We start from the raw sequence: 15,183 nt of genomic DNA on the forward strand, positions 1-15,183 counted from the left end.
AAGTCGATCACCATGGGTAAAGGATGTTAAAAAGTGTTCACCATGTCCCCGAACACCTGTCTACCATGTCCCCGGACCGTACACCCTCAAGGGAGAGGGGGTTGTCTGTGCAGGCATTATTTTGTGGGGGTTCCTCAGCCCTTTGGGAGAGGGTTAGGGTGAGGGGAAACCTACCCCTCCGGCTTAAACTGCGGATTCGCCAGCATAAATCCTCCGTCGACAATAAACGATTGCCCGGTGGTATAGCTGGCGTCGCCATCGCACAACCACGCCACGAGGCTTGCGATCTCTTTGGTATACCCCGGTCTTGCCAGCGGGATTTCCGGCAATGAACCTTCTTTCACCGTGCTGTCATCCATGTCATTCATGGGTGTGGCAATCGCCCCCGGCGCGACGGCATTCACCAGAATGTTGTGCTTAACCAGCTCCAGCGCCATGGACTTCGTTAACCCTCCCAGCGCATGTTTTGCTGCGGTATAGGCGCTGGCCTCCGGCAGCGGCGTGTGCTCATGGACCGAGGTGATATTCACAATCCGCCCCCCTTCCCCCTGCTTCACCATCTGACGTGCCGCTATCTGCGAGCAGAGAAACGCGCCGTCCACATCGACGGTGAAAATTTTCCGCCAGTCGTCAAACGGCATATCCAGAAACGGCGCTTTGGCCATCGCCCCGGCATTATTGACCAGCACGTCCAGTCGACCAAAACGCGCAATCAGCGTTTCTATAGCCTCAGCGCCGTCCGGCAGAGTACTTAAATCAAGATGGATAGCCTCTGCACGCTGGCCCTGCGCTTCGATTTCACGGCAGGTGTCCAGCGCCCCTTTTTCATCTGAGTGCCAGGTGACACCAATATCAAACCCGCGCTCAGCCAGCATCAGCGCCGTGGTTTTACCAATCCCGGAATCCGATGCGGTAACAATCGCTACTCTGGTCATACTCACCTCCTGAAAAACAGCAAAGAGGTAAGTATAGATAATGGCCTTTTTTAGCCGTGATGATAGCCACCGCCCAGGGCTGAGGTCAGCTGCAGCGTGGCGTCAACGTACTGACCTTTCAGCATTAATCCGGCGAGATGCTCTTTAAGCGCCGGGATTCTGGCTTCACTGACCCGGGAGCCGGCAATCATTCCCGCGCTAAAACGCGCCTGCGCCAGCGCTACCACCCGTGCCGCATCTTTTTCCACCTGTTGCTGATGACGGTTTTTCGCGGTCAGCGTTTCGACGTCACTGGCCGTGCGCGCCACCTGATTAACCGCCTCCACCACCGCTTTGTTGTAGTTCGCCACCGAGAGATTGTTCTGCGCCTGCGCGATATCCAGGCTGGCGTTCAGCCTGCCGCTGTCGAAAATGGGCAGCGTCAGCCCGGCGGTCACGCCCATCTGCTGCGCGGAAGCGCGGAACAGATCGCTGAGGTGGAGGGCATCCTGCTGTAAAAAGGCCATCAGGTTCACGTCAGGATAAAATGCCGCTCTGGCGGCCTCCACCTCACTCATGGAGGCTTCGATGTACCAGTGCGCCTCCTGCAGATCCGGACGGCGTGCCAGCAGTTCGTATCCCAGCGTCGAGGGTAACGAGGCTTCCACCGTCGGCAAGGCGTGCCGGGTAAGTGTTAAAGTGGATGAATTGGTCAGCGCGATCAGACGCGCCTCTATGGCTTTCATCTTGCCGCTCACCTCAGCCATCTGCTCTTCGGTTTTGCTGGCGTTGATATCCGTTTCGACGCCCTCTACGGAGGAGGTAATCCCATGCAGATACAGCTCGCGGTCGGCCCCGATGATATTGTCCTGTTCGCGTTTAATCTGCCCGAGTACATCCTCCGCGGCGGCCTGGGTTTGCCACTCCCAGTAGAGCCGCGCCACGCTGCTGGCCAGCAGCTGACGGGTTTGTTCAAGCTCCGCTTTTTGCGCATTGACTTTGCCTATTCGGGCCTCCACCTGCGCGCGATTTTTTCCCCACAGGTCGAGATCCCAGCCGGCGGTCAGGCCAAAGGTGCCATTGGTATACCACGGCCCGGTGGTGCCTGCCGCCGGGTCAGTAATAGCGAAGGGCCCCATCAGCCCTTCGGCGGACATTTTCTGACGTTCGGTATCCGCTGAAAAATCCATCTGCGGACCGTCGGCAGCCAGCGTGGCTTTTGCCTGGGCTTCGGCAAGCGTAATACGCTGGCGGGCAATCTGCATATCCGGCGCATCGTTCAATGCTTTTGCAATAAGACGGTTAAGCTGGGGATCGTTATACGCCTTCCACCACTCATTTTTCGGCCAGTCCTGATGATGCAAAACCGTATTAACCGACGCCGTTACCGTCCGGGCCTTGAGAGGGGAAACCGTGGCATGTTCCGGCGCACAGGCAACCAGTACAAACGCGAGAGGAGCACTCAGAGATAAAATAAAAGAACGTTTCATTACGCCATAGACTCAAAAAAGAAAGGCGCAAATTACGCTTGATGTTATTTGTTTTTTTAGTAATGCGTGGCAATCCGTAAATTGTTATACATTTACATAAACAGAAAATTATTCATCAAATGAATTAATTACTTCGACTGAATTACCCGGGCAATATCAGCGGAGGTTTGTAATGTCCGGATCTCCTGAAATAACCCCAGCGCTTCATCATATTCTTTGCGTAAATAACTCAGCCACTGTTTAATTCGCGCCACGTGATACAAACCGGTGTCGCCCTGCTTTTCCAGACGGCTGTATTTTTGCAGCAGCGTGACGACATCTGCCCACGGCATACGCGGCTCGTTATATTTTACCACCCGGCTGAGGTTGGGCACATTCAGCGCCCCGCGGCCGATCATCACCGCATCGCAGCCGGTGGCGTTCAGACAGGCCTGCGCGCTCTCGTAGTCCCAGATTTCGCCGTTGGCGATCACCGGAATGGAGAGACGTTTGCGGATCTCACCGATCGCCTGCCAGTTAATGCGCTCGGCTTTGTAGCCATCCTCTTTGGTGCGGCCATGCACCACCAGCTCGGTAGCCCCGGCCTGCTGCACCGCATCGGCGATTTCAAATTGCCGGGCATCGCTGTCCCACCCCAGGCGCACCTTAACCGTCACCGGCAAATGCGAAGGCACGGCCTCACGCATTGCTTTCGCGCCGCGATAAATCAGCTCCGGATCTTTCAGCAACGTCGCTCCGCCGCCGCTGCCGTTCACCAGCTTCGACGGGCAGCCGCAGTTGAGATCCACGCCGTAAGAGCCCAGTTCAACCGCACGGGCGGCGTTTTCCGCCAGCCATTCCGGATACTGACCGAGCAGTTGAATACGCACCAGCGTGCCGGAAGAGGTCCGGCTGTTGTTGTGCAGCTCGGGGCACAGGCGGAAGAAGGATTTTACCGGCAACAACATATCGACCACGCGCAGAAACTCCGTCACGCAGAGATCGTAATCGTTCACCTCGGTCAGAAGCTCGCGCACGAGGGAGTCGAGCACGCCTTCCATTGGGGCCAGTAAAACACGCATAGCAGTACCTGTAAAAAAAGACGCGCTATAGTATCTGCTCTCCGGGTATGTGGAAAGCACGACGTTCCATTCCGGAATGTCTGGTATGCTCAAATTTCATGATGTGATCCGTGGCACATTTTCAGGTTTAATTGTATGATGAATGCGTTTCAGCAAGGACTTTCACCATGAGTAAATCATTGAACATTATCTGGCAATATCTGCGCGCATTCGTCCTGATTTATGCCTGCCTGTATGCCGGGATTTTCATCGCGTCGCTGCTGCCCATTACTATTCCCGGCAGCATTATCGGTATGCTGATCCTCTTTGTTTTGCTGGCGTTGCAAATTTTGCCCGCAAAGTGGGTCAACCCTGGGTGCTTTGTCCTTATTCGCTATATGGCGCTGCTTTTCGTGCCTATCGGCGTCGGGGTGATGCAGTATTTTGATTTGCTTAAAGCCCAGTTCGGCCCGATTGTGGTCTCCTGCGCGGTCAGTACGCTGGTGGTTTTCCTGGTGGTGAGCTGGAGTTCGCATCTGGTGCATGGTGAACGCAACGTGATCGGGGAGAAAACAAAAAAATGATAGCCAATATCTGGTGGTCGCTGCCGTTAACCCTGGTGGTGTTCTTCGCCGCACGTAAACTTGCCGCACGTTTCAAAATGCCCTTGCTGAACCCGCTGCTGGTGGCGATGGTGGTGATTATCCCGTTCCTGCTGCTCACCGGCATTCCTTACGAACGCTACTTTGCTGGCAGCAAAATCCTCAACGACCTGCTGCAGCCCGCCGTTGTCGCGCTGGCGTTTCCTTTATATGAACAGCTGCACCAGATCCGCGCTCGCTGGAAATCCATCATCACCATCTGTTTTGTCGGCAGCCTGGTGGCAATGATTACGGGGACATCGGTGGCGCTGTTGATGGGGGCTTCCCCGCAGATTGCGGCGTCTATCCTGCCGAAATCGGTGACCACGCCTATCGCGATGGCGGTCGGCGGCAGCCTCGGCGGTATTCCGGCCATCAGCGCAATGTGCGTGATTTTCGTTGGCATTCTTGGCGCGGTATTTGGTCATACCCTGCTGAACGCCATGCGTATCCATACGAAGGCTGCCCGGGGACTGTCGATGGGTACCGCCTCGCATGCGCTGGGCACCGCCCGCTGCGCGGAGCTGGATTATCAGGAAGGGGCGTTTAGCTCCCTGGCGCTGGTGATCTGCGGGATTATCACCTCCCTGCTGGCCCCGTTTATTTTCCCGCTGATTCTGGCGGTGATGGGCTAAAATTTGCGATGCGTCGCGCAAATTTCATTTTGATTTCATAAGTTGCATACATAATGAGAAGTGGATCACATATAAAGCCCTGACGGCTCCGTAAACTACCGATCCATTAACCTTTATGAGGCAAACGCCATGCACCCACGTTTTCAAGCTGCTTTCGCCCAGCTTGCAGAGAATTTGCAGTCAGCCCTGGCTCCCGTTCTGGCAGATGCACACTTCCCCGCCCTGTTGACGGCTGAGCAGGTCACGATGCTGAAACAGGCAACGGGACTGGACGAAGACGCGCTGGCTTTCGCACTGCTGCCCCTGGCCGCCGCCTGCGCGCGGGCCGATCTTTCCCACTTCAACGTCGGAGCCATTGCACGCGGGGTCAGCGGTACCTGGTACTTCGGTGGCAATATGGAGTTTCTGGGCGCAACCATGCAGCAAACCGTTCACGCCGAGCAGAGCGCCATCAGCCACGCCTGGCTGCGCGGTGAAAAAGCACTGAGCGCCATTACCGTGAACTACACCCCTTGCGGTCACTGCCGTCAGTTTATGAATGAGCTGAACAGCGGTCTGCAGCTGCGCATCAACCTGCCGGGCCGCGCGCCGCACACGCTGGCGGATTACCTGCCAGACGCATTTGGCCCGAAAGATCTGGAGATCAAAACGCTGCTGATGGACGAGCAGGACCACGGTTTCGCCCTGTCCGGCGATGACCTGTCCCAGGCGGCCATTCGCGCTGCCAACAAGAGCCATACCCCGTACAGCAAGTCCCCGAGCGGGGTGGCGCTACAGTGCCGCGATGGGCGCATCTTTAGCGGCAGCTATGCGGAGAACGCGGCGTTTAACCCAACGCTGCCGCCGCTGCAGGGCGCCCTCAACCTGCTGAGCCTGAACGGCTATGACTATCCTGACATTCAGCGCGCCATTCTGGCAGAGAGAGCCGATGCGCCGCTGATTCAGTGGGATGCCACCGCCGCGACGCTCAAGGCGCTGGGCTGTACGACGATTGACCGCGTACTGCTTGCCTGATTCCTTCCGGCGGGCAGAAATGCCCGCCAGTTTGCTGAAAAACCCCTCAGTTGAGTCGCTGTTTCTTGCGCTAACCAGGCGGGTAAAGTAGCCTGAGTTAAATTTCATCTTCGGTACGAGCCATCTGTATGTTAAAGCGCGTGTTTTACAGCCTGTCTGTCCTGGTCGGCATACTGCTGTTGATCGTGCTCGGTCTCGACCGCTGGATGAGCTGGAAAACCGCCCCCTATATCTTTGATGACCTGCAGGACCTGCCTTACCGTCAGGTGGGCGTGGTGCTCGGCACCGCCAAGTATTACCGCACCGGCGTCATCAACCAGTATTACCGTTACCGCATCCAGGGCGCGCTGAACGCCTACAACAGCGGCAAAGTGAACTACCTGCTGTTAAGCGGGGATAACGCCCTGCAAAGCTATAACGAACCGGTGACGATGCGTAAGGATTTGATTGCCGCGGGGGTGGACCCTGCTGATATCGTCCTCGACTACGCCGGGTTCCGCACCCTCGACTCCATCGTGCGCACGCGCAAAGTCTTCGACACCAACGACTTCATCATCATCACCCAGCGCTTCCACTGCGAGCGCGCGCTGTTTATCGCCCTGCATATGGGTATTCAGGCGCAGTGCTATGCGGTGCCATCGCCAAAAGATATGCTCAGCGTGCGCGTTCGCGAATTTGGCGCCCGCTTTGGCGCCCTGGCAGACCTCTATATTTTCAAACGCGAACCGCGCTTCTTAGGCCCGCTGGTGCCGATTCCGGCGATGCATGAAGTGCCTGAAGACGCTCAGGGTTACCCGGCGGTGACGCCAGAGCAACTGCTTGATATGCAGAAAAAAGAGAAAAAATAGCCCGCCTTTATACTTTCTTTACGCCGGGCGCGACGCTTTTTATCCCGCCTTTACGCTGGCTCTTTTACGCTGAGTTCACTGCCGCTACGGCTTCATTGAAGAATGAATATGAACTCAATAATGAATGCGTTTTTCCTGAAAAGTCTCCGCCCGTATTTTAACTTTCCCGGTTTATCCCTCCCCGGCACACTGAATTCCGGTCTCTGGCTTGATGAAAAAATTGATGCCCTGCAGCACAACATTGCCGTGGAAGTGGCCGATTACCTGGAACGCTACCCGCAGACGAAGCACGTTGACGTTTATCTGAACGATATCAACGGCACGATGCGCGGCAAACGCCTCTCGGTAGAGAGCATGCTGACGCTGGAAAACGGCTGTTATTTTCCGCTTTCCGTCTATTCGATGGACCAGAAAGGACAAATCGCCGCCTCGCTGCCTGATGAACCCGACCGCCTTTGCGTCCCCGTCGCCGGCTCCCTGCGTCCCTGTCCACACGATCCACAGCACAACGCGCAGATCCTGCTGACGATGAAAGACAGCGACGAGAAACCCTGCCCGCTTGAGCCGCGAGTGATCCTGCAGACTGTACTTTCCCGCTTCCACCAGCACGGGCTCTTCCCGGTTATTGCCCCGGAAATCGAGTTCTACCTGACGGCACAGGGGCGACAGGATGCGCAAAATCAGGGCTGCTTTCATATGGATACCCCAAGCGCGCACGCGGCGCTGTTTGACGAACTGGAACAGCTGGCACACCTTCAGCGCATTCCGCTCACCGGGATCGTGGCGGAAGCCGAGTCCGGTCAGTACGAATTAAATCTGAAGCATAGCCATCACGTTGTTGAGGTCTGTGATAACGTGCTGGCGCTACGCCGCCTGGCCCGATACGCGGCGGAAAAACACGGCCTGCAGGCCAACTTTATGGCCAAGCCTTTCAGCCAGCTCTCGGGCAGCGGTTTTCACGTCCACTTCAGCCTCAACGACAGTCGCGGCAACAACCTCTTTGCCTCACCGGTGAATGCGCTTAACAGCATGATGCGTTTATGTATCGCGGGCCAGCTGGCGCTGATGCCCGCCTCCGTCGCCATTCTTGCCCCGGGCGTCAACGCGTTTCGTCGTTTGCGTAAAAACCTGACGGAACCCCTCTTTCACTCCTGGGGTTATAACACCCGTACCGCCGCCCTGCGGATCCCCTGCTCGGATGACAGCAACCGTCGCATTGAGTACCGTCTGGCCGGGGCTGATGCTAATCCCTATCTGGTGGTTGCAACCCTCCTGACCGGCATGCTGTACGGGCTGGAAAATACCGACGAGGAGGCGTTGGCTGAACCGCAGCAGGACCAACCCGACCTGCCGCTGTTTCAGCAGGAAGCGATTGAGACCTTCGCCCGCTGTCAATATCTCACCGACAGCCTGGGTGAGGCCTTTTCTGAACAGTGGGTTGCCTGCAAGCTCTCAGAACTCGACTGGTTTGAGCGCATTGTGACCCGGGAGGAGTCAAATCTGGCGTAGGGCATAAAAAAGCCCGCTCGTTGAGCGGGCCGCAGGAGACGAGTGAGGCTTACTTCTTACGCGCGTATTTCAGTGAATCCAGCGCGACCGCGAAGATGATGATGGCGCCCTTGATGATGTACTGCCAGTAAGGGTTTACGCCGATATAGGTCAGCCCGTAGTTGATGACGGTGAAGATGATCACACCGGTCACCACGCCGAGTACGGTACCCACACCACCGCTGAAGGAGACGCCGCCCACCACGCAGGCTGCGATCGCATCCAGCTCATACATAAAGCCAAGGTTGTTGGTTGCAGAGCCAATACGGCCCGCTTCCAGCATCCCGCCGAAGGCGTAGAACACCCCGGACAGGGCATAGATGATGAGCAGGTTGAGGGCAACGTTGACGCCGGAGACTTTCGCCGCTTCCGGGTTACCCCCGATAGCGAAGATGTTTTTACCAAAGCGCGTTTTGTTCCACAGGATCCAGACGAAGGCCACCGCAATCAGGGCATAGAAGGTGATATACGACAGGCGGAAGCTGCCGAGCGCGATAAACCCTTGCGTAAAGCTTGAGAAGCCGCTGTCAAAGCCCGAGATAGGAGACGCACCGACAAAGTCGTAGTACAGGGAGTTGATACCGTAAACGATGATCATCGTACCCAGCGTGGTGATAAATGGCGTCACGTTCAGGTAGGCGATGATAATACCGTTGATCAGACCAATCACCGCACCGATGGCGCAGACAATCAGGATCACCACGAAAATGGGCATGGTGGCCATTTCCGGGAAGACCTTGTTGGCGTTTTCCATCGACTGCAGCAGGGTTGCCGCGATAACCGCCGCCAGGCCGACCTGGCGACCGGCAGAAAGGTCTGTCCCCTGGGTGACGATCAGACCCGCTACGCCCAGCGCAATGATAATACGCACGGAGGACTGGGTCAGGATGTTACTCAGGTTCAACAGGCTTAAGAACGTAGGGTCCTGGAAAATGATAATGGCCAGCAGTACTAAAAGAACAACGTAAATACCGCCTTCTTTCAGATAAGTGAGAAAACTTTTTTTATTTAACGCACTCATGAGGAGCCCCTGATCTTAAAGGTGCAAAGACGCAAGACGCAAAATTTCGTTTTGCGTTGTCGTTTTGGTGTCAACAATACCGGCAACGAGACCATTGCTCATAACCAGAATACGATCTGTGATCCCTAACAATTCCGGCATTTCGGAAGAAATAATAATGATCCCTTTATTCTTTTTCGCCAGCTCGGCAATCAGTTGATAAATTTCAAACTTCGCGCCGACGTCAATACCACGGGTAGGCTCATCCAGCATCAGAATCTCTGGCTGGGTTAATAACCAGCGGCCGATAATGACTTTCTGCTGGTTACCGCCCGAAAGCGAACCGATCTGAGTGCGGTGCCCTGGCGTTTTCACACGCATGGAGTCAATAACCCATTGGGTATCGCTCTTCATGCGGGAGTTATCCAGCAGCCCGACTTTGTTTTTATAATTGCGGATATTAGAAATTAACGAGTTAAAGTTAATATCCAGATACGCATAAATACCGGTCGAACGACGCTCTTCCGTTACCAGCGCAAAACCATTATTAATGGCTTCGTTGGCGTTGTGGTTGTTAATCTTTTTGCCGTGCAGCGTAATCGTGCCTTCGGCTTTCTCACGAATGCCAAACAGGGTTTCCACGATGTCGGTACGCTTTGCCCCCACCAGACCGGCAATGCCCAGGATTTCACCCTTGTGCAGGTCGAAGGAGACATCGCGGATAGAGGGCTGACGCAGCGAAGTCAGGTTGCGGACTTCGAGGATCACTTCACCCGGTTTGTTTTCTTTGTCCGGGAAGCGCTGGTTCAGGGAGCGGCCCACCATCATGGCGATGATCTTGTCCATGTCCAGCCCTTCGAGCGGCTGCGTGGCAATCCACTGACCGTCGCGCAGAATGGTTATCTCATCACACAGCTGGAAGATCTCTTCCATTTTGTGGGAGATATACACAATGCCGCAGCCGCGTTCTTTAAGCTTACGGATAATGGTAAAAAGGTGATTAACCTCTTTTTCCGTCAGTGACGATGTCGGTTCATCCATGATGACGATTTTCGCATCATAGGAGAAGGCTTTAGCAATTTCGATCATCTGCATCTGGGATACGGATAATGTTCCCACGCGGGCGCGCGGATCGATATCAATATCCAGCTCATCGAAAATCGCTTTGGTGTCTCGATACATTTTGTCCTGATCGACAAAAACACCTTTGGTTGGATAACGTCCCAACCACATGTTATCCATGACTGAACGCTGCAGTACCAGGTTTAATTCCTGGTGAACCATCGAGATACCGTTTTCCAGTGCTTCTTTCGCTGAATGGAAATCGATCTCTTTCCCCTGAAAAAGAATGCTGCCAGAATCTTTTTGATAGATCCCAAAAAGGCATTTTAATAATGTTGATTTACCCGCACCGTTCTCCCCCATTAAAGCATGAATAGAGTGAGGACGAACTTTTAAATTAACGTTATCGAGTGCCTTAACGCCGGGAAATGACTTGTTAATACCGTTCATTTCCAACAGGTATTCACCGGATGACGGAGTAGTTGTGCTGACCATAATTATACCTTGTTGGCCTCGCATATCGCGTTATAAAAGGGCGCAACGAATTGCGCCCAGTGAAGACAATTTAATGCTCTTATTTACCGATAAACTCAGCCAGGTTGGACTGGTCTACGCCCACGTAAGGTACGCGAACGATTTTATTATCAATCTTCCAGTTGGTGCCATCTGCCGCACCTTTGCCATCGGCCAGATTTTTCGCCAGATCGAAGGTCGCTTTCGCCTGGTTGTTGGCATCGTTCAGCACGGTACCGGCCATCGCACCGGATTTAACCAGCGCCAGCGCTTCTGGCAGCGCATCCACGCCGAATACCGGGATGGAGGATTTATTGTGAGCTTTCAGCGCTTCTACCGCACCCATTGCCATCGCATCGTTGTTGGCGATAACCACTTCAATTTTGTTGGCGTTAGGACCGGACAGCCACGCGTCCATCTTATCTTTCGCCTGAGCGGTGTCCCACATCGCGGTATCTAACGCCAGCTGCTGGGTTTTCAGACCCTTGTCGTTCAGCTCTTTGATAACGTAAGTGGTACGGGCTTCCGCATCCGGATGGCCAGGTTCGCCTTTCAGCAGCACAAACTGAATCTGACCGTCTTTGTTCAGGTCCCAGTTCGGGTTTGCCGCCCAGTGTTTCGCGATCAGATCGCCCTGAATAATGCCGGACTCTTTGGAGTCGGTACCGACGTAATACGCTTTGTCGTAGCTGTCCAGCGCCTTACGGGAAGGTTCTTTGTTGAAGAAGACGATCGGCACGTTCTGGCCGCGCGCTTTTTCAATCACCGTGCCTGCTGCCGCCGGGTCAACCAGGTTGATGGCCAGGGCTTTCACACCTTTCGCCAGCAGAACGTCGATCTGGTCATTCTGTTTGGACTGGTCGTTCTGGGAGTCATTCATCAGCAGCTGAACGTCTGGCGCTGCTTTAGCATCTTTCTCAATTGCTTTACGCACAACAGACATGAAGTTGTCGTCGTATTTATAGATGGTCACACCAATACGGGTATCCGCAGCGTGCGCTGCTGCACCAAAAAGCATGCTTGCCATTACAGCAGACAGAGTCAACACCTTCTTATTCATGGTATCTCCGGTTTTTTTTATGCAGGGTAGTTCTTGTGAATAACGATCGGCGGGCAGGTGTTAATAAAACGTTACTGACAGCCGAAGTTCACTTATAAAATTTCTATCTTCCGTGTTCGGTAACGCTCCAGAAATGCGTTTTATTCGTTGTTTGCGGCACGTTGGCTATAGTGAAAGTGAATAATCACTGTTACATAGCGTTTCAGCCCCTAAAACGCTGACATCATAGTCAGCGCCTTGTTAAGATACTGTGAATTTACTCACAGATTGAAAACGGTTACATCACCCCATGTAATCAGTTAGTGATCGGAACCACAATTTGCCGGGCCGCAACGGAGTGTCGACGTACTAAAGTCGGCATGAAACAATGTGTTGCCCCCGGATCCAGTAGCCCTGCCGCCCCCTGTAACGCCAGTTCAGTCGCCAGTTTCGCCATAGAGGCTATAGGGTAACGCACCGTTGTCAGCTGCGGGTCGGTGTAACGGGCAATCGGGATATCGTCAAAACCAATGAGCGACAAATGCTGTGGCACCGCAATACCGTTATCTTTCAGCGCGGTCAGGGCCCCGGCCGCCATGCTGTCGTTATAGGCAAACACCGCTGAAAGCTGGAGATTGCGGCCCAGCAGCTCCACCATGGCCGCCTCACCGCCCTGCATATCCGGCGAACCGGTTCCCACCCAGCTCTCGGATGGCGTAATGCCGTGCTCTTTCAGGGCGTTCTGCCACCCCTCGCGCCGCAGTTCGTCATCTTCAATCTGGTGGCTGGAGGCCAGATAACCGATCCGCTGATGGCCGTTGTTGATGAGCATTTTGGTGGCCATCATCGCGCCGCTGACGTTATCCAGCCCGACGCAGCGGTGGGCATAGCCCGGAACGATGCGGTTAATCAGCACCATGCCCGGGATCTGATCCATAAACCCGATTAACTCTTCGTCGCTCAGGGCCTTAGAGTGAACGATCAGGGCGTTACAGCGCTGACGGATCAGCACTTCGATGGCATAGCGCTCTTTTTCCGCCTCATGATAGCTATTGCCGATCAGGACATATTTCTGATGCTGCTGGGCGACCACATCGACCGCTTTCACCAGCGCACCAAAAAAGGCGTCCGATACATCCATCACCACCACGCCGATGGTGTCGCTGACCTGCGTTGCAAGCGCCTGGGCATTGGCATTTGGCCGGTACCCAAGCTGAGTCACGGCTTTCATTACGGTTTCACGGGTTTCAGGGCTAACCAGCGCGCTGTTGTTCAGGACACGCGAGACGGTAGCCACAGAAACGCCCGCCTGACGGGCGACGTCACGAATGGTGATCATATTCACCATCCTTCAAAGGATTGCAGCAACTCACAGACACCCCCTGTGTTTAGCAAGGTGGCTATTTTGGCAGTGAGAGAAAGGGGACTACGTGAAGAAGCTCACACTCATGAAAACGCTTACATCCGTTTTGTTAATGATTGTGATCCAGATCGTTATCTGGATGTATTTTTCAATGATATCCCTGAAGCACGTGCGGTTAACTGACGCCACACCCACTCCAGTGGCCCCTGGCGGAAATAGCGTAGCCAGAGAACAGAAAACGCCAGGTTTACCGCCCAGACCGGGATAACAAACGCCAGCAGTTCGAGGCGGTCGAATTTCATAAACAGACCAAAGCGATAGAAAAGCGTGGTGCAGATAAGCGTTTGCAGGAGGTAATTGCTTAACGCCATGCGCCCCACGCAGGCGATAGCGCTGACCATCCACAGGCGAGAAAGCGTCGGCCAGAAGCCATAGATCAGCGCCGCATAGCCGATGGTCTGGAACGGTGCGCTCAGCTCACGCGGTACCTGGAGCAGGAAAGCGCACCAGCGGTAATCCCAGTGAAGGTGCCACTGCGCCATCACCGCCGGAAGGTTAATCAGCACGCCGAGCAGCACCAGCCCGGTGCCGGTGCGGCGATAGTGGCGCAGGCTGAATTCGCCTTTCAGCCAGCCGGTGCGCATCAGTGACGCGCCCATCAGCATCATTCCCGCCAGCTGCCAGCCGTATTGCGCGCCCAGCGCAAGGAGGCTATCGCCCAGCATATCCGCACGGTTGCTTATTGCTTCCGTACCGCCCTTCAGCTTCCAGTATTGCTCGTACTGCAGGTTTGCGGCATCCGGGATCCAGGAACGGTTTGTCGCCTCGCCCGAGATCATCCCCAACAGCAGCAGCACTGCCAGCCCCATAACATAGAGCATTACGCCGGTGTTAAAGAGGCTTTTTACGCTGTGCGCATCGCGAATGAGACGCCAGCAGATGAGCCCGACTAAGCCATACGCGAGGAGAATATCGCCATCCCAGAAGAACAGCCCGTGGATAAACCCGAGAATAACCAGCAGCGTCAGACGCGACTGGATCCAGCGCGTGCCGCGCCTGAGGAGGAGCTGCAGGCCTGCGCCAAACAGCAGGGCAAAGAGCGTAAGAAATTTGACCTGCGCGAAGAGATCGAGGATCGCCCACGTCCAGGCATCACTGCGCGTGATGTCGCCATACCACGCAGGGTTAAGATAGGCCGCCTTCGGCAGACCGAAGGCGCTGATATTGAGCAGCAGGATACCGAGAATGGCGACGCCGCGAACAAAATCGAGCGTGACGTTTCGCTCCATGGTCCCTGCCCTGTAAGACTTAGTTGTGGTGACGAACGGCGCGCAGGAACTCCTGGCGGGTATTCTGGCTCGATTTAAACAGCCCACCCAGCGAGGTAGTGGTAGTCGCACTGGTGGCATCACGCACGCCGCGCGCTTTCACGCAGTAGTGAACCGCGTCGATTGAGACGGCCACGTTATTGGTGCCGAGCAACGTTTGCAGCGCGGTCAGGATCTGCTGCGTCAGACGCTCCTGCACCTGTGGACGCTGCGCAAAGAACTGCACAATGCGGTTGATCTTCGACAGGCCAATCACCGTATCTTTGGGGATATACGCCACGGTCGCTTTACCGTCGATAGTGACGAAATGGTGTTCGCAGGTGCTGGTCAGCGTGATATCACGCACCGTCACCATCTCATCCACTTTCATCTTATTTTCGATGACGGTAATTTTCGGGAAGTTGGCGTAATCCAGGCCAGAGAAAATTTCGTCGACGTACATTTTCGCGATGCGGTGCGGCGTCTCCATCAGACTGTCGTCACTCAGATCGAGATTCAGCAGCTCCATGATATCGGTCATATGACCGGCAATCAGACGCTTTCGGGTTTCATTGTCCATATCCTGAACGGGCGGACGCAGTGGCGTTTCAAGACCGCGCGCAACCAGGGCTTCATGGACCAGGGCAGCTTCTTTACTGAGTGATGACATTTTGTTCTCCTGCAGGTGTGGCGTCTTTTGCCCTCGTTGTGGCAAAAGTATGCGCTCATTGTGCGTGAGGCCGCGCACATAATCCAGTATTCACGACGA

General features: G+C 54.9%; 14 protein-coding genes. 5 read left to right on the forward strand and 9 right to left on the reverse strand.

What is annotated here, in order from left to right:
- Nucleotides 1-170: 170 nt before the first annotated feature.
- The 3 genes from GM298_RS12565 to dusC all read right to left on the reverse strand — a co-directional run bounded on the left by GM298_RS12565 (nt 171) and on the right by dusC (nt 3,465).
- Nucleotides 171-935 carry an SDR family oxidoreductase gene (locus GM298_RS12565; protein ID WP_266154187.1) on the reverse strand — a complete coding sequence of 255 codons (765 nt, stop codon included), beginning with the start codon at nt 933-935 and terminating at the stop codon, nt 171-173.
- 50 nt (nt 936-985) lie between these two features.
- Entirely contained in the window at nt 986-2,404 is a 1,419-nt protein-coding gene (gene mdtQ, locus GM298_RS12570) for a multidrug resistance outer membrane protein MdtQ (RefSeq protein WP_266154188.1), read from the reverse strand.
- A 128-nt stretch (nt 2,405-2,532) separates the two neighbouring features.
- Nucleotides 2,533-3,465 (reverse strand): tRNA dihydrouridine(16) synthase DusC, encoded by a 933-nt coding sequence (dusC, locus tag GM298_RS12575; protein ID WP_025756256.1) that lies wholly within the window; start codon nt 3,463-3,465, stop codon nt 2,533-2,535.
- 167 nt (nt 3,466-3,632) lie between these two features.
- Here dusC and GM298_RS12580 point away from each other — a divergent pair, with 167 nt between their 5' ends.
- The 5 genes from GM298_RS12580 to GM298_RS12600 all read left to right on the forward strand — a co-directional run bounded on the left by GM298_RS12580 (nt 3,633) and on the right by GM298_RS12600 (nt 8,091).
- Nucleotides 3,633-4,028 (forward strand): CidA/LrgA family protein, encoded by a 396-nt coding sequence (locus tag GM298_RS12580; RefSeq protein WP_014884558.1) that lies wholly within the window; start codon nt 3,633-3,635, stop codon nt 4,026-4,028.
- Nucleotides 4,025-4,720 carry a CidB/LrgB family autolysis modulator gene (locus GM298_RS12585; protein ID WP_025756257.1) on the forward strand — a complete coding sequence of 232 codons (696 nt, stop codon included), beginning with the start codon at nt 4,025-4,027 and terminating at the stop codon, nt 4,718-4,720. The genes GM298_RS12580 and GM298_RS12585 overlap by 4 nt, the downstream gene beginning before the upstream one ends.
- A gap of 129 nt (nt 4,721-4,849) precedes the next feature.
- Entirely contained in the window at nt 4,850-5,734 is an 885-nt protein-coding gene (cdd, locus tag GM298_RS12590) for a cytidine deaminase (RefSeq protein WP_025756258.1), read from the forward strand.
- A gap of 128 nt (nt 5,735-5,862) precedes the next feature.
- Nucleotides 5,863-6,582 (forward strand): outer membrane permeability protein SanA, encoded by a 720-nt coding sequence (gene sanA / locus GM298_RS12595; protein WP_014884561.1) that lies wholly within the window; start codon nt 5,863-5,865, stop codon nt 6,580-6,582.
- 120 nt (nt 6,583-6,702) lie between these two features.
- Complete coding sequence (locus GM298_RS12600; RefSeq protein WP_266154254.1) at nt 6,703-8,091, forward strand: glutamine synthetase family protein; 1,389 nt, start codon at nt 6,703-6,705, stop codon at nt 8,089-8,091.
- Between the two features lie 49 nt (nt 8,092-8,140).
- Here GM298_RS12600 and mglC read toward each other — a convergent pair whose 3' ends face one another.
- The 6 genes from mglC to folE all read right to left on the reverse strand — a co-directional run bounded on the left by mglC (nt 8,141) and on the right by folE (nt 15,084).
- On the reverse strand, nt 8,141-9,151 hold the full coding sequence (mglC, locus tag GM298_RS12605; protein ID WP_045285165.1) for a galactose/methyl galactoside ABC transporter permease MglC: 1,011 nt from the start codon (nt 9,149-9,151) through the stop codon (nt 8,141-8,143).
- A 15-nt stretch (nt 9,152-9,166) separates the two neighbouring features.
- Nucleotides 9,167-10,687 (reverse strand): galactose/methyl galactoside ABC transporter ATP-binding protein MglA, encoded by a 1,521-nt coding sequence (gene mglA, locus GM298_RS12610; RefSeq protein WP_094919124.1) that lies wholly within the window; start codon nt 10,685-10,687, stop codon nt 9,167-9,169.
- Between the two features lie 79 nt (nt 10,688-10,766).
- Entirely contained in the window at nt 10,767-11,765 is a 999-nt protein-coding gene (gene mglB, locus GM298_RS12615; protein ID WP_008500923.1) for a galactose/glucose ABC transporter substrate-binding protein MglB, read from the reverse strand.
- Between the two features lie 295 nt (nt 11,766-12,060).
- Complete coding sequence (gene galS / locus GM298_RS12620) at nt 12,061-13,083, reverse strand: HTH-type transcriptional regulator GalS (RefSeq protein ID WP_088244307.1); 1,023 nt, start codon at nt 13,081-13,083, stop codon at nt 12,061-12,063.
- Nucleotides 13,084-13,238: 155 nt separating this feature from the next.
- Nucleotides 13,239-14,396 carry a DUF418 domain-containing protein YeiB gene (gene yeiB / locus GM298_RS12625; RefSeq protein ID WP_025756262.1) on the reverse strand — a complete coding sequence of 386 codons (1,158 nt, stop codon included), beginning with the start codon at nt 14,394-14,396 and terminating at the stop codon, nt 13,239-13,241.
- A gap of 19 nt (nt 14,397-14,415) precedes the next feature.
- Nucleotides 14,416-15,084, reverse strand: coding sequence for a GTP cyclohydrolase I FolE (folE, locus tag GM298_RS12630; RefSeq protein ID WP_025756263.1), 669 nt, complete (start codon nt 15,082-15,084; stop codon nt 14,416-14,418).
- Nucleotides 15,085-15,183 lie beyond the last annotated feature (99 nt).

Origin of the sequence: Enterobacter sp. HSTU-ASh6, assembly GCF_026319105.1 — a bacterium.
Lineage (GTDB): Bacteria > Pseudomonadota > Gammaproteobacteria > Enterobacterales > Enterobacteriaceae > Enterobacter > Enterobacter sichuanensis.

Bases quoted from the DNA above. Each gene is read 5' to 3' on its own strand.
- mglB (WP_008500923.1), bottom strand. From the start codon at position 11,765: ATGAATAAGAAGGTGTTGACTCTGTCTGCTGTAATGGCAAGCATGCTT.
- mdtQ (WP_266154188.1), bottom strand. From the start codon at position 2,404: ATGAAACGTTCTTTTATTTTATCTCTGAGTGCTCCTCTCGCGTTTGTA.
- mglC (WP_045285165.1), bottom strand. From the start codon at position 9,151: ATGAGTGCGTTAAATAAAAAAAGTTTTCTCACTTATCTGAAAGAAGGC.
- cdd (WP_025756258.1), top strand. From the start codon at position 4,850: ATGCACCCACGTTTTCAAGCTGCTTTCGCCCAGCTTGCAGAGAATTTG.
- folE (WP_025756263.1), bottom strand. From the start codon at position 15,084: ATGTCATCACTCAGTAAAGAAGCTGCCCTGGTCCATGAAGCCCTGGTT.
- sanA (WP_014884561.1), top strand. From the start codon at position 5,863: ATGTTAAAGCGCGTGTTTTACAGCCTGTCTGTCCTGGTCGGCATACTG.
- galS (WP_088244307.1), bottom strand. From the start codon at position 13,083: ATGATCACCATTCGTGACGTCGCCCGTCAGGCGGGCGTTTCTGTGGCT.
- mglA (WP_094919124.1), bottom strand. From the start codon at position 10,687: ATGGTCAGCACAACTACTCCGTCATCCGGTGAATACCTGTTGGAAATG.
- dusC (WP_025756256.1), bottom strand. From the start codon at position 3,465: ATGCGTGTTTTACTGGCCCCAATGGAAGGCGTGCTCGACTCCCTCGTG.
- GM298_RS12585 (WP_025756257.1), top strand. From the start codon at position 4,025: ATGATAGCCAATATCTGGTGGTCGCTGCCGTTAACCCTGGTGGTGTTC.
- GM298_RS12580 (WP_014884558.1), top strand. From the start codon at position 3,633: ATGAGTAAATCATTGAACATTATCTGGCAATATCTGCGCGCATTCGTC.
- yeiB (WP_025756262.1), bottom strand. From the start codon at position 14,396: ATGGAGCGAAACGTCACGCTCGATTTTGTTCGCGGCGTCGCCATTCTC.
- GM298_RS12565 (WP_266154187.1), bottom strand. From the start codon at position 935: ATGACCAGAGTAGCGATTGTTACCGCATCGGATTCCGGGATTGGTAAA.
- GM298_RS12600 (WP_266154254.1), top strand. From the start codon at position 6,703: ATGAATGCGTTTTTCCTGAAAAGTCTCCGCCCGTATTTTAACTTTCCC.